10 protein-coding genes are annotated in these 13,341 nt (G+C 58.5%); all 10 read left to right on the top strand.

What is annotated here, in order from left to right; genetic code table 11:
• Positions 1-26: 26 nt before the first annotated feature.
• The 10 genes from RBR41_RS03360 to RBR41_RS03315 all read left to right on the top strand — a co-directional run bounded on the left by RBR41_RS03360 (position 27) and on the right by RBR41_RS03315 (position 13,304).
• A complete protein-coding gene (locus RBR41_RS03360) occupies positions 27-2,165 on the top strand; it encodes a penicillin-binding transpeptidase domain-containing protein (protein WP_320351051.1) in 2,139 nt (712 codons plus the stop codon).
• A 127-nt stretch (positions 2,166-2,292) separates the two neighbouring features.
• Positions 2,293-3,747, top strand: coding sequence for a UDP-N-acetylmuramoyl-L-alanyl-D-glutamate--2,6-diaminopimelate ligase (locus tag RBR41_RS03355; RefSeq protein WP_320351050.1), 1,455 nt, complete (start codon positions 2,293-2,295; stop codon positions 3,745-3,747).
• Positions 3,738-5,204: a UDP-N-acetylmuramoyl-tripeptide--D-alanyl-D-alanine ligase gene (locus RBR41_RS03350; RefSeq protein ID WP_320351048.1), complete on the top strand. Its 1,467-nt coding sequence runs from the start codon at positions 3,738-3,740 to the stop codon at positions 5,202-5,204. The genes RBR41_RS03355 and RBR41_RS03350 overlap by 10 nt, the downstream gene beginning before the upstream one ends.
• A 267-nt stretch (positions 5,205-5,471) precedes the next feature.
• Complete coding sequence (gene mraY, locus RBR41_RS03345; protein WP_320351047.1) at positions 5,472-6,548, top strand: phospho-N-acetylmuramoyl-pentapeptide-transferase; 1,077 nt, start codon at positions 5,472-5,474, stop codon at positions 6,546-6,548.
• Positions 6,549-6,559: 11 nt separating this feature from the next.
• Positions 6,560-7,864, top strand: a complete 1,305-nt coding sequence (gene murD, locus RBR41_RS03340; protein WP_320351045.1) for a UDP-N-acetylmuramoyl-L-alanine--D-glutamate ligase — start codon at positions 6,560-6,562, stop codon at positions 7,862-7,864.
• Between the two features lie 47 nt (positions 7,865-7,911).
• Positions 7,912-9,042 carry a putative lipid II flippase FtsW gene (ftsW, locus tag RBR41_RS03335; RefSeq protein ID WP_413785128.1) on the top strand — a complete coding sequence of 377 codons (1,131 nt, stop codon included), beginning with the start codon at positions 7,912-7,914 and terminating at the stop codon, positions 9,040-9,042.
• Positions 9,021-10,097, top strand: a complete 1,077-nt coding sequence (gene murG / locus RBR41_RS03330; protein WP_320351043.1) for an undecaprenyldiphospho-muramoylpentapeptide beta-N-acetylglucosaminyltransferase — start codon at positions 9,021-9,023, stop codon at positions 10,095-10,097. Before ftsW ends, murG begins: the two co-directional genes overlap by 22 nt.
• Positions 10,098-10,169: 72 nt before the next feature.
• Positions 10,170-11,543 carry a UDP-N-acetylmuramate--L-alanine ligase gene (gene murC / locus RBR41_RS03325; RefSeq protein WP_320351041.1) on the top strand — a complete coding sequence of 458 codons (1,374 nt, stop codon included), beginning with the start codon at positions 10,170-10,172 and terminating at the stop codon, positions 11,541-11,543.
• Positions 11,536-12,426, top strand: a complete 891-nt coding sequence (gene murB / locus RBR41_RS03320) for a UDP-N-acetylmuramate dehydrogenase (RefSeq protein WP_320351039.1) — start codon at positions 11,536-11,538, stop codon at positions 12,424-12,426. The genes murC and murB overlap by 8 nt, the downstream gene beginning before the upstream one ends.
• A gap of 137 nt (positions 12,427-12,563) precedes the next feature.
• The gene (locus RBR41_RS03315; RefSeq protein WP_320351037.1) at positions 12,564-13,304 is read left to right on the top strand and encodes a cell division protein FtsQ/DivIB; all 741 of its coding nucleotides are present in this window, start codon (positions 12,564-12,566) and stop codon (positions 13,302-13,304) included.
• Positions 13,305-13,341: the final 37 nt, after the last annotated feature.

Raw genomic sequence — 13,341 nt, 5'->3', positions numbered from 1 at the left:
TAACCCGAAAGTATTTGGGATAAGCCATGTTCAAATTCTCTTCCCGCAAGGGCAATAGGCACACGGATGCCCCAAGAGCAGAAAAAACAGCCCGTCCCGTCAACCGCGCGCGGGCCAATGTTTCTGAGGGCAAGGCGCGTTTTGCCTGGGCGGAAAAGGTAGATTGGGGTCGCGTACGCATCAGGCTCGTCGTGGTCATTTTTTGCCTGCTGTGGACTGGCCTGTGGGGCCGTGCCTGGTATCTTCAGATGATTGAAGGGCCACGTCTGGCCGAACGCGCGCGTCGGCAGCACATGGCCTCTGAACTGGTCACCGGACGCCGTGGCATGATCCTCGACCGCAACGGCCAGGTTCTTGCCCGCAGCATTGAAGCGCGTTCCGTGTATGCGCGTCCGCAGGAAATTGAAGACTTTCAGGCCATGGCCAATACCCTTGGCCCCATTCTGGGTATTGAACCCAAAAAGTTGTATGACGAACTTTCGCAGACCAAGCGCCGCTTTGTCTGGATAAAGCGCAAGGTGGACGACTACACCGCCGAGGCGGTGCACAAGACCAATCTTGCAGGCATTGGCCTGTCAAAAGAGTATGACCGCGTGTACCCCTTCAAGCACATGGCCGGGCAGGTGCTTGGCTTTGTCGGCCTGGACGACAAGGGACTTGAAGGCATTGAGCGCTCTATGGAGTCCCGCCTGGGGTGCATCCCCACCAGACAGATTGTGCAGCGTGACGCCATGGGCCGTCGTTTTTACCTGCATGAAGAAGGGCAGAGCGAACCGCGCGGCGAAGATCTTACCCTGACCATTGACGTGCAGATGCAGTTCATCGTGGAAGAAGCCGTGGCCCGCGCCGTTCGTGAATATGACGCGCGCTGGGGCGGAGCCATCGTGGTGGACGTGCCCTCCGGCGAAATAATGGCCTGGGCGCAGTATCCTTTCTTTAACCCCAACACCTACAAGGACGCGAGTCCGCTTGTCTACCGCAACCGCATGGCGGCTGACGCGCTGGAGCCTGGCTCCACGTTCAAACCCTTTGTCATGGCCACAGCCATCCAGGAAAAAAAGATCAGTGCCAGCACGGCCATTGATTGCGAAAGCGGCAGGTGGGAAACAAAGAATTTCACCATCCGTGACACTTCGCGGCAGGGCGTGCTGCCCGCCAGCAAGGTGCTGCGCTATTCGTCAAACATCGGTATGGCGAAAATCGGTCTCATGATCGGCGTGCCTACCTTTCACAAATATTTGCAGGCGCTCGGCTTTGGTCAGCGCACCAGCGTGCCTGTGTCCGACAGCCGGGGCATTTTGCGCATCCCGCGTGACTGGAGTGAAGTGGACATCATGTCCACATCATTTGGGCAGAGTATTTCGGTCACGGGCCTGCAAATGGCTCAGGCCTATCTTACCCTGCTGAATAATGGCTTGTACAAGCAGCTGACGCTTACCCGCGACGAAAATAATGTGGAAGAAACGCACCAGCGGGTCTTTTCGCAATCCACGGCGCGCGAAGTCATGCGCATGATGCGCGACGTGGTGGAAGAAAACGACGGCACAGGCAAGCGCGCCCGCATTGAAGGCGTTGAGGTGGGGGGCAAGACCGGCACGGCGCAAAAGGCCGACCATCGCGCCGGAACCTACGGCAGCAAGCGTCTGGCCTCATTTGTGGGCTTCTTCCCTGCGGACAAGCCCAAATACCTTATTCTTGTCATGGTGGACGAACCCACGCGCAACCAGTACGGCGGCGTGGTGGCGGCCCCTGTGTTCAAGGAAATCGCCAGCCGCACCCTGACCTTCACGGGCCTCGGAAACGATTCCAAGGTCGCTGCGGCTGAGGAAAGTCCCGCAGCCACTCCTGTTTCTGGACGCAGGCGCGGGCTCAAACTGGCCAGTCTCGACATTCCCTACGTGGCCGACGCCTTCAAAAAAGAAGATGCGCCCGCCCAGGATCAGGGCATGCGCCTGCCCGGCCATCTGGCCAAGGCGGGCAGCCGGGTGCCCGATGTTATGGGCAAGTCCGTGCGCAACGCTGTGGAACTGTTTGCCAGGGCCGGGGTCGTGCCCGAACTCAAGGGAACGGGCAGCCGCGTCGTCAAGCAGACGCCAGCCCCTGGTTCGGTCTGGCCCGAAGAAGAAAACAAGGTTGAATACATCCTGTGGCTTTCGGAACGGTAGTAAGCCAGTTGCAATGAATTTTCGGCGGGTATGGCATTGTACGCGCAGTTGTGGAGCTGATTGGTCGCCTGCCCGCTGAAACTTTGGCCGATAAAAAATGGAATTCGGCAACTCAATGAGGTTAGTTATGAATCGGGAATTTGCGGCCCTTTTGGATGAGTGCGGGCGCGGCGGCATTGAAGTGCGCGCTGATTCACGTCAGGTCGGTTCTGGCGATATCTTTGTGGCCGTGCCCGGTGTCAAGGAAGACGGGGCCCGTTTTATTCCTGCCGCAGTGGAGGCGGGAGCCGGGGTTATCGTTTGCGCGGCCCGCAGCGAAGAGGCCGCAGCGGCGGTCAGCGCCGGTCGCAGGGTCATTTATCACGCTGATCCGCGTGAAGCCCTCTGGCGTCTGGCGCAAGCCCGCTGGCATACTGATACCTTGCCCATCCGCATTGTTGGTGTTACAGGCACCAACGGAAAAACCACCTGCACCTATCTGCTGGAGCGTCTTTTCGCCCAGGCCGGGCACAAGCTCGGCGTGATGGGTACGGTGAGCTATCGCTGGCCGGGGCACAATGAGGCCGCCCCCCTGACCACTCCTGACGTTTTGAGCGTACACGCCATGCTGGCGGCCATGGCCAGGGACGGCGTGGATGTGGCGGTTATGGAAGTATCCTCGCATGCCATTGATCAGCAGCGCGTGTGCGGCGTGCCTTTTTCCGGCGCGGCGTTCACCAACCTGACCCAGGATCATCTTGACTATCATCAGGGGATGGAAAGCTATTTTCAGGCCAAGGCCCGTCTTTTTCTTGAACTGCCCCGCGCTGACAAGGCCATGGCCGTGAACGCCGACGATGCCTGGGGCCGACGCCTGCTGGAACTCTGCCCCACGGCCCTTTCCTTCGGGCTGCAAAAAGGAGCGCCCAACAGGCGGCACCTGTGGGGTGAACTGCTGTCTTCCACGACAGAAGGCTGTCATTTGCGTATGAGTCTTGAGGATATGCGCTGGGATCTGCGGTCTCCGCTGGTAGGCGCGTTTAATGCTTCCAATCTGCTTGCCGTTCAGGCTGTGGCGCTGGAAATGGGTATTGACCCCGACGCCTTCAAGGCTCTGGAAAGTTTTACCGGAGTGAGCGGGAGGCTGGAAAGGGTGGACAACCCCCAGGGCCTCAGCGTCTTTGTGGACTATGCCCATACCCCCGATGCGCTTGAGAACGTGCTCAAGGCTTTGCGCGAAGCAGGGTTCAAGCGCATTGTCACCGTCTTTGGCTGCGGCGGAAACCGCGACCGCACCAAGCGCCCCATAATGGGTGAGGCTGTGGCCCGCTGGTCGGACGTGGCCGTGCTGACCTCGGACAATCCCCGCTTTGAAGACCCGGAGGCCATCCTCGAGGATGTGCTGCCCGGCCTCGCCACAGCCAAGGAAGTTGTGGTCGAGGTGGATCGTCGCGCGGCTACCTCCAAGGCCCTTTCGATGCTTGGCAAAGATGACGCTCTGCTTATTGCCGGCAAAGGGCATGAGGATTATCAGATCATCCAGGGCGTAAAGCACCACTACAGCGACCAGGAGGTGGTGCGGGAGATACTCCGGTGCGCCTGACACTGAATGAAATGGCGTCCTGCCTGGGCTTGCCCCTGTTTTCAGGGCCCGAGGGGCATATTGTCCTGACTTCTGTCGCCACTGACAGCAGGGAGGTTGTGCCGGGTTCCCTCTTTGTATGTGTTTCCGGCAGCCGGGTGGACGGACACGATTTCGCCGCCAGGGCGGTAGAGCAGGGGGCCGGAGCCATGTTGGCCTCGCGTCCTTTGCCCCATATAGCCGTGCCTGTTTTTGTCGTGCCTGACACGGTCAGGGCGCTGGGCAGTCTGGCCGCGCTGTGGCGCGACCGCACCAGGGCCCGTGTTGTGGGCGTGACCGGCTCTGCGGGCAAGACAACCGTCAAGGAAACCCTGGCCAGGGTACTGTCCCTGGCGGGTAAAACCGCGCGCAACGCCCTGAACAACAATAATCAGATCGGCATGCCCAGGGCCGTCCTGAATACAGATGGCGATGAAGATTTCTGGGTTATGGAAGCAGGCATCAGCCAACCCGGCGACATGGACGATCTGGGCGCGGTGCTGCGGCCCGACCTTGCGCTCATTCTCAATGCGGGCGCGGCCCATACCGAGGGCCTTGGCGATAAAGGCGTGGCCTGGCACAAGGCCCGGCTGCTCAGTTATCTTGCAGAGGGCGGCAAAGGGCTGGTCAGCGCCGACTATCCCGATCTGGCGCGCGAGGCGCGCGCCACCGGCGCGGACATCCGCTTTTTCAGCGCCACCGGGCAGGATGCCGCGTTTCGCGCGTCCTATCTGGGGGCCGCCCCGGTCGCGGCTGGCGCGGGTGCTACTGACGAGGGCACGGCTGGCGCGGGCGCGGGCATGGCCGCATCGCGCGGCAAGTACCGCCTCTGGCTTGACGGCACGGAACTTGACGTCATCGCTCCCTTCAGAGGGGAGTATGGAGCCGAAAATGTAGCGGCCGTGGCCGCTGCTGCGCATATGCTTGGCGTTGATGCCAGCACCATCGCGCAGGGATTGGCCGATGCCCGGATGCCGGCGCAACGGTTCAATCAGGTTCAGGTCGGATCATGGCTGCTCATAGACGATACCTACAACGCCAATCCCCTTTCCATGCGGCGCATGCTGGAAGCCGCCGCAGAACAGGCCGGATCCCGCCCCTTTGTGGCCGTGCTGGGCGCCATGCTGGAACTGGGCGCGCAGGCCGCGGCAGAACATGAGGAACTGGGCAGACATTTGGCACGATTGAAGCCCGCTGCCGTTATCTGGAAAGGCTCCTGCGCGGAGGACGTTCGCAGGGGGCTCGACATGGCTGGATATGCTGGCGTGTGGCAAGCAGTGGCTGATGCCGAAGATTTTGTAAAAGTGTGGCGCGATTTGCAGAGCCACGGTCTTGAGGCCAGTGCCAGTGCTTGCGGTGGCGTGGCTTTGTTTAAAGGCTCCCGCAGCAACAAGCTTGAGACGCTTGTGTCCGTTCTGACCAACGGGCGCGAGGTATAGAGCAATTTCACTTTGAAATTGCTCTGGCGACTGCGTGAGCAGACGCCCGCTGCGGAGGCGCAAGCGCAATTTATTTGCGCGGTTACGCGCCGAAACGAGCGGCTTGAAAGCATTGAGAATGGATATTCTCAATGCGTAAATGCTATAGTGTTTTTCAGGCGGCGCAAGCGGTTCGCTAGCCCGGCATGGGGGGCGGATCGTCACAGGGGACGTCCCTGCCGCTGACAGCAACGGTCGTAGTGTGGCCAAACGAACGGATTCACGTGCATGTTTTATAATTTCCTTTCCCCCCTCGCCTCCGAATGGACATTTTTCAATGTCTTTCGCTACATCACCTTCCGTTCTATGGCCGCGCTCATGACGGCACTGCTTGTTTCCATCATTCTCGGCCCACGGTTTATCGGCTGGCTTCGCCGCCTGAAATGCGGCCAGTATATTCATGAAGATGTCGCCGCTCACGCCTGCAAGGCGGGAACGCCCACCATGGGCGGCCTGCTCATGCTGTTCAGTCTTTCCGTGAGCCTGCTCTTGTGGTCTGATCTGACAAATATCTACATCTGGCAGGCGTTCTTTGTGTTCGTCGGTTTTGGGGCCGTAGGACTTTGGGACGATATGACCAAACTGCGCCACCACAAAAACCGGGGCATTTCCGGCAGGGCCAAAATGGCCGGACAACTGGCTGTCGCCTGCGTGGCCATGCTGCTGCTTTTTGTGAATCCCGACTACAGCAGCAAGCTCACCATTCCTTTTTTCAAGGAAGTGACCTTTGACCTCGGCTGGTTTTATCTGCCTTTCGGCGTTTTTGTCATGGTGGCAGCCTCAAATGCCGTCAATCTTACCGACGGGCTTGACGGCCTTGCCATCGGGCCCGCCATTGTCGCCTGCATCGTCTTTTCCATCTTTATCTACATTACAGGCAACGCCCGTTTTGCGAGCTATCTGCTGGTTCCCTATATGCCCGGCGTTGGTGAAGTGACCATTTTTTGCGCCGCGCTTGTGGGATCCGGGCTGGGTTTTCTCTGGTTTAACGCCTATCCCGCCCAGGTGTTCATGGGGGATGTGGGTTCGCTCTCCATCGGCGGCGTGCTCGGCTATCTGGCGTTGCTGTGCAAGCAGGAACTGGTACTTGCCGTTGTGGGCGGCCTTTTTGTGGCCGAGACCCTTTCAGTCATTGTGCAGGTCGGGTATTTTCGCTGGACAGGCGGCAAGCGCTTTTTTCGTATGGCGCCCTTGCACCATCACTTTGAACTCAAGGGCGTTCCTGAATCCAAGATCATTATCCGCTTCTGGATTACATCAATACTTTTGGGCCTCATGGCGCTCTCAGTCCTGAAGCTGCGTTGAGGAGAACTGCTATGGCATTGGAAAAAATGCGCGGTAGACGCATCAGCGTTGGCGAAACGGCCGTAGTGATCGGCGCGGGACGTTCCGGTCTTGCGGCTGCGCGGCTTTTGAACCGTGAGGGCGCGCGCGTGCGCCTTCTGGACAGCAATACCCAGGCTTTTTCCGGTCGTGAAGACCTGGTCAGCGAGCTGGGGCAGCTTGGCATTGTTGTGGAACTGGGGCCGCACAGTGCGGCGCAGTTTGAAAACGCCGCCTTTGTGGTGCCGAGCCCCGGCATGCCCGTGGCCCGCCTTGATGGGCTGGTGGACGTGGAACACACGGAAATTCTGGCGGAAATGGAACTGGCCTGGCGCTATCTGGACAATGAACCCGTTCTGGCCATAACCGGCACCAGCGGCAAGACGACCACAGCCTCGCTGGCGGCGGCCATGCTGCATGAGCAGGGATATTCCGTTTTTCTTGGCGGCAACATTGGCACGCCTTTGTCCGAGTACATACTGTCGGGCCGCAGGGCTGACGTTCTGGTGCTGGAGATTTCGAGCTTCCAGTTGCAGACCTGCACCACGTTTTGCCCGCGAGTGGGCATCTTGCTCAATATTACGCCCAACCACCTGGATTATCACAAAGATATGGAAGAATACACGGAAGCCAAGTTCCGTCTGTTCCGCTGCCAGGATGAGGGCGATCTGGCCGTGCTTGGCGAAAGCCTGAAGGATCAGGCCGCCCGGCACAAGCTCAAGGCCCGCCAGGTGTACGTGACGGCTACGGAGCGTTTTGCCGGGAGCAGCCTCATGGGCCTGCACAACCGTATCAATGAAGAGGCCGCCTGGCAGGCATGCCGTTTCTTCGGCGTCAGCGAGGAAAGCGCGGCACGGGCCGTGGCCCGTTTTGCGCCGCTGCCGCACCGTCTTGAACGTGTGCGTGAACTCAACGGCGTTCTTTATGTCAATGACTCCAAATGCACGACGGTTTCTTCTATGAAGGTGGCCCTTGAAGCATTTGACCGCCCGGTACGCCTCTTGTGCGGCGGCAAATTCAAGGGTGGCGATCTGGCCGGGCTGGCGGATCTCATAAAAACGCGCGTTGCCGAGATAGCATTGTTCGGCGCCAGTCGGGAATATTTTGAAAAAGCCTGGCAGGGCATTGTGCCCATGACCTGGCATGCGACGCTTGAGCCTGCCATAAAGCACCTTGCCGCAGCGGCACAGGCGGGCGATGTGGTTCTTATGGCTCCGGCAACCTCAAGCTTTGACCTTTACGCCAACTATGAAGAGCGCGGCAAGGATTTCAAGCGGATAGTGGGCAGGTTGGCATGAAAAACGTCTTTAGAGCCAAGGCAAAGCCCGGCAAGGCGCACAGCGCCATGGCCAGGGCAACGGAAAGCGGCCCCTTTGCGCCCTTTGACTGGTGGCTGTTCACCATTATGCTTATCATTCTGGCCATTGGGCTTGTTATGGTGCTTTCGGCCAGCGGCATTGTGGCGGAGCAGGTAAACGGCGACAAGTACTTTTTCTTCAAGCGCCAGGTGTTCTTTGCGCTGTTGGGGGGCATCCTTTTGTGGGGCGCAGCCCTGCTGCCACGCGACTGGCTCTATAAAATGCAGTATCCGGCGCTTTTTTTTGCCCTGCTGCTCCTGCTGCTGACGCTTTCGCCGCTGGCGCCCTCGATCAACGGCGCAAAACGCTGGATTCGCCTGGGGCCGGTAGGCATTCAGCCGATGGAACTCGTCAAGGTGGCTCTGGTTCTGTATCTCGCGTATTTCATGAGCGCCAAACAGGACATCATCAAGACCTTCAGTCGCGGCGTCATTCCGCCTTTCGCGGTGACGGCGCTTTTCTGTTTTCTTTTGCTGTTGCAGCCGGACTTCGGCAGCGCCGTCGTTTTGGCCAGTATCCTGTTCTTCATGTGCGTGGCCGGGGGAACCAGGTTTGTCTATCTCTTTTTCTCCATAGCCCTGGCCTGCGGGGGCGCCATGGCCCTGGCCATTTCGTCTCCCTACCGACTCCGCCGTCTGCTGGCCTTTCTTGATCCTTTTGAGGATGCTCACAACACGGGCTATCAGCTCGTGCAGTCCTTGCTGGCCATTGGTTCGGGCAGCTTTTTTGGCGTTGGCGTCGGCGCAAGCAAGCAGAAGATGTTCTATCTGCCTGAAGCGCACAACGACTTCATTATGGCTGTTCTGGCTGAAGAAATGGGTTTTGTGGGCATGAGCGTGGTCATGATACTCTTTGGCCTTTTGTTCTGGCGCTGCTACAAAATCATACAGGGGCAGCGCAACCTGCGTGACCGCTTCACCGCCTTTGGCATTACCACCATTCTCGCCATGGGCGCGGTCATGAACCTCGCCGTGGTCATGGGGGTAGCGCCGCCCAAGGGCGTGCCCATGCCGCTCATGAGCTACGGCGGCAGTAACCTGATGGCTACCATGCTCTGCGTGGGTCTGCTTTTGAACTTTTCACGAACGGCGGACACATGGACCTCAACATCCTCCTGACCACGGGCGGCACTGGCGGTCATATCTTTCCGGCTCTGGCCGTGGCTGAAGAAGTGCGCCGGCGGCATCCTCAGGCCAGGCTGCTTTTTGTGGGCTCCCTGTACGGGCCGGAAGCACGTCTGGTTCGCATGGCGGGCATACCCTTTGAGGGGCTGCCTGTGCGTGGCTTTCTGGGACGCGGTCTGCGCTCTGTGGAAGCCGGTTTTCGCATGACCTGGTCAGTTGGCAAGGCGCTCGGCATTGTACGGCGCTTTAATCCGGATGTTGTGGCCGGTTTTGGCAGTTATGCGGCCTTTGCCCCCATGCTTGCCGCGCGTTTGCTTGGCCTGCCGACCATGCTGCATGAGCAGAACGCCATAGCCGGGGCCAGCAACCGCGTGCTGGCAAAGCTGGCGCGGCGTATCTGCCTGTCACTGCCGGACACCGAGGGCTTTGATCCCGCCAAGTGCGTGCTTACGGGCAATCCCGTGCGCGCCGGGGTCAATGAGGCCGGGCGGCTGCCGCGAGCCAGAGGGGCCAGACGTCTGCTGGTTATGGGCGGGTCGCAGGGAGCGCACGCTCTCAACACGTTCATCATGGAGCACCTTGCCGCTTTGCGCGAAGCCGGGGTGGACATTCGCCACCAGACAGGCAGCGCGGATGAGGCGTCTGTACGTGCTGCCTATACGGCGGCAGGCTATGATCCTTCTTGCGTGACGGCCTTTATTGACGACATGGCGGCGGCCTACGCCTGGGCCGATGTGGCCTTGTGCCGCTCCGGAGCCACCACCGTGGCGGAACTGTGCGCTGCGGGCCTGCCTTCCGTATTGGTGCCTTTTCCATATGCCATACACGACCACCAGACCCGCAATGCCGAAGTGCTGGCCAAAACAGGGGCAGCCATTTTGGTGCCGGAATCGCGCATGATTGAAGACGGTCTGGCGCAAACTCTTATCCGCCTGCTGAATGACAGCGGCGAACGCACGCGCATGTCCTCGGCTGCCCTGGTCTCTGCCTGGCCCGATGCCGCTGCGCGTGTGACGACTGTTCTGGAAGAAATTGCCCGTTCCCGGTAATTGCCGGAGAAGGACGCATTCTATAACAAACTGTTTTTATTTTATTATCTAGACTTTCTTTAAAGGTGCTACATGAACAGCAAGATTCGTCATATCCATATGGTGGGCATCGGCGGTGCAGGCATGAGCGGTATTGCCGAAGTTCTTCTTAATCTCAAATACGAGATATCTGGTTCGGACATGAGCGATTCCGCCGTGGTGCGCCATCTGCGCAAGCTTGGCGCGCATATAGCCATTGGTCATGCCGCGGAAAACGTGGGGGATGTGCAGGTATTGGTCAAATCCACCGCCATCAGTGACGACAATCCCGAACTGGTTGAAGCACGCAAGCGCAATATCGCCATCATTCCCCGTGCCGAGATGCTGGCCGAGCTCATGCGCCTGCGGCAGGGCATAGCCATCGCGGGCACCCACGGCAAGACCACGACCACCTCGCTCACGGCCTCCATTTTTGACACAGCCGGGCTTGATCCCACCGTCATCATCGGCGGACGGCTCAATGTTTATGGCGCCAACGCGCATCTTGGACACGGCGAGTACCTTATTGCCGAAGCCGACGAGTCTGACGGCTCCTTTCTCTGCCTGCTGCCAATTATCAATGTTGTCACCAATGTGGATGAGGATCATCTGGATCACTATAAGAGCCGCGAGGCCATTGACAGCGCTTTTGTGCAGTTCATGAACAATGTGCCCTTTTACGGCCTGAATATTGTTTGTGGTGATGACCCCGGCGTTCTGGCCTTGCTGCCAAAGGTGAAGCGCCCTGTGCTCACGTATGGCTTCGCCGAGGATAACGCGCTTCGGGCCATCCCGCTGGAAAGCGGGCGCATCAACCGCTTTGAGGTTTTGTTGCACGGCAATCTCCTGGGCGAGGTCAGTCTGCCGCAACCGGGCCGCCATAACATTCTTAACGCCCTTGCATCCATTGGTGCTGCCATGGAAGTGGACATTCCTTTTGACAAATGTGCGGAAGGTCTGGCGGGATTCAAGGGAGTGGGGCGGCGTTTCGAGTTCAAGGGCGAAATGAATGGCATTACAGTGGTGGACGATTACGGTCACCACCCGGCGGAGATTGCCGCAACCCTGGCCACAGCACGGCAGGTTTTTGCGGGCAGGCGTATTGTGGCGGCCTTTCAGCCCCACAGGTTCAGCCGTACCCAGGCCCATTTTGGCGAATTTTGCAAAGTTTTTGATGCCGTTGACCAATTGCTGCTGACCGAGATTTACGCAGCCTCCGAAAAGCCCATCCCCGGCGTTTCCGGGCAAAGTCTGGCACAGGGCATACGGCAGGTTTCCGATACTCCTGTGGAGTATTTTCAGACTCTGGATGAACTGGTACTGGCTTTGCCGCAGATTCTGCACGAAGGGGATGTTCTGCTCACATTGGGGGCAGGCAGCATCACCCGGCTGGGCCCGGCCTGGCTGGAAGGACGCGATCATGCGTGAAATAGCTTCGCCGCTGCTGTCCCAGCGCACGACGCTGCGCCTGGGCGGTACAGCTATCGCAGAGCTGATTCTTGAAAACCCCGAAGATGTGGCGCGGTTGCCGGAACGCCTGCGCGCTCTTGGCGGCGCGTCCGTGATTATGGGAGCGGGCAGCAACATTCTGGCCCAGGACGGTGATTTGCCGCTGGTGCTGGTGCGCCCGGACTTTAGTCAGGGGCCTGAAGTTGTCGGCGAAGACGCGGGCAAGGTGTTTGTGCGTGCCGGGGCTGCTGTACCCCTGCCGAGGCTTTTGCGCTTTTGCGCAAGCCACGGTTTTGCAGGGCTTGAAGGCCTCGTTGGCATACCTGGCACTGTTGGCGGCGCAGTGGCCATGAATGCGGGTTCATTCGGCGTTGAAACGTGCAGAAAGATTGAAAATATTCGAATAGTCTATAATGGTGAAGAGCGTGTTGTTGTTGCGCAAGCACTGCACTATTCGTATCGCAAGCTGTGCATTGATGATAAAAAGAATGATTTTATCGTCTTGGAAGCCACATTTGGCTTGACCAGAACTGCAAGGGATGGCATCTGTAGTTGCATGCGTCACAACTTTTTTGAGAAAAAGTCTAAACAACCTGTGACGGCCTGGAGCGCTGGCTGCGTATTCAAAAACCCCTCCCCAGAAATGCCTGCAGGTAAACTTCTGGATCAAGCGGGATTCAAAGGTAAAAAAATGGGCGGCATGGCCTTTTCAACCTTGCACGCCAACTTCATGATCAATGAGGGCAAGGGTAGTGCTACGGCGGCTCTGGCTCTTATGCAGGAGGCCAAAGAGGCTGTGCTGGAAAGGTTCGGCATTGCGCTGGAACCGGAAGTCAGGATAATCCCATGCCTCTTTCCCTGAAAAAAAATGCCCGTAAGGCCCGTAACTCGTATACAAGAGCCAGCAGTGTATCGGGCAGAAAGGGGCCGAAGACCGCAAAGCTGCGTATGCCGGCTTTTTTGGCAGCATGCTTTGGCAGGATCAAAAGCCTGAGTGGATTGAAAAGTCTTGCAGCCATTGTGACGTTGTTAGTGGGCATGGGGCTGGTGCTCGCCGGGGTGTGTTTTACATCCCTGTGGCTCTATAACACAGCCATCACCAGCGATTTTTTTACGACCCGGCACATTGACGTGGCAGGGAATGTTCGCCTCTCCCGTGACATGGTTTTGCAGTATGGCGGCTTGCAGGAAGGCGATAACAGCCTGGCCGTAAGCATAGCCAAGGTGGAGCACAACCTGAGACAGACCCCCTGGGTGGAAGAGGTCTCGGTAAAGCGCCTTCTGCCTGACAGGTTTGTGATAAAATTGAAGGAGCGCATGCCCTCCTTCTGGGTACACAAGGACGGCGCCCTTTATTACGCCAATGAACGCGGGGTGGTCATCGCCCCGGTAGAAAGCAAAAATTTTTTGTCCCTTCCCACGCTGCGGGTAGAATCGGGGGCTGAAGATGCCATCCCCTTTCTCACCCGCCTGATGAAGGACATACAAAGCGGGGTGCTGCCTGTTGAGGCTGGAGCCATAGCCTCCATCACCCTGAGCCCCGGACGGGGCATTGAAGTATACCTTGAGGACAGGGAAATGCGCCTCTCCATCGCTACAGATGATTGGGAGGGCAACCTGGCCCGGCTGGGAGTTACCCTCGGAGATCTGGCCCGAAGACACGAACTGCGTAATGTGCGCGAAGTGCGGGCCGTAAATGGCAATGTATGGGTTTTGCTTAATCAGGCTGTATCAAACTGATATGGAATGGTTGTTGCTCGTGAAGAACAGGCGTCTT

This window comes from Desulfovibrio sp. (assembly GCF_034006445.1).
In the GTDB taxonomy this organism is placed as follows: Bacteria; Desulfobacterota; Desulfovibrionia; order Desulfovibrionales; family Desulfovibrionaceae; genus Desulfovibrio.
This window is presented reverse-complemented; position numbering and strand designations above follow the sequence as displayed.

Bases quoted from the DNA above. Each gene is read 5' to 3' on its own strand.
- RBR41_RS03360 (WP_320351051.1), top strand. From the start codon at position 27: ATGTTCAAATTCTCTTCCCGCAAGGGCAATAGGCACACGGATGCCCCA.
- RBR41_RS03355 (WP_320351050.1), top strand. From the start codon at position 2,293: ATGAATCGGGAATTTGCGGCCCTTTTGGATGAGTGCGGGCGCGGCGGC.
- mraY (WP_320351047.1), top strand. From the start codon at position 5,472: ATGTTTTATAATTTCCTTTCCCCCCTCGCCTCCGAATGGACATTTTTC.
- murD (WP_320351045.1), top strand. From the start codon at position 6,560: ATGGCATTGGAAAAAATGCGCGGTAGACGCATCAGCGTTGGCGAAACG.
- ftsW (WP_413785128.1), top strand. From the start codon at position 7,912: ATGGCCAGGGCAACGGAAAGCGGCCCCTTTGCGCCCTTTGACTGGTGG.
- murG (WP_320351043.1), top strand. From the start codon at position 9,021: ATGGACCTCAACATCCTCCTGACCACGGGCGGCACTGGCGGTCATATC.
- murC (WP_320351041.1), top strand. From the start codon at position 10,170: ATGAACAGCAAGATTCGTCATATCCATATGGTGGGCATCGGCGGTGCA.
- murB (WP_320351039.1), top strand. From the start codon at position 11,536: ATGCGTGAAATAGCTTCGCCGCTGCTGTCCCAGCGCACGACGCTGCGC.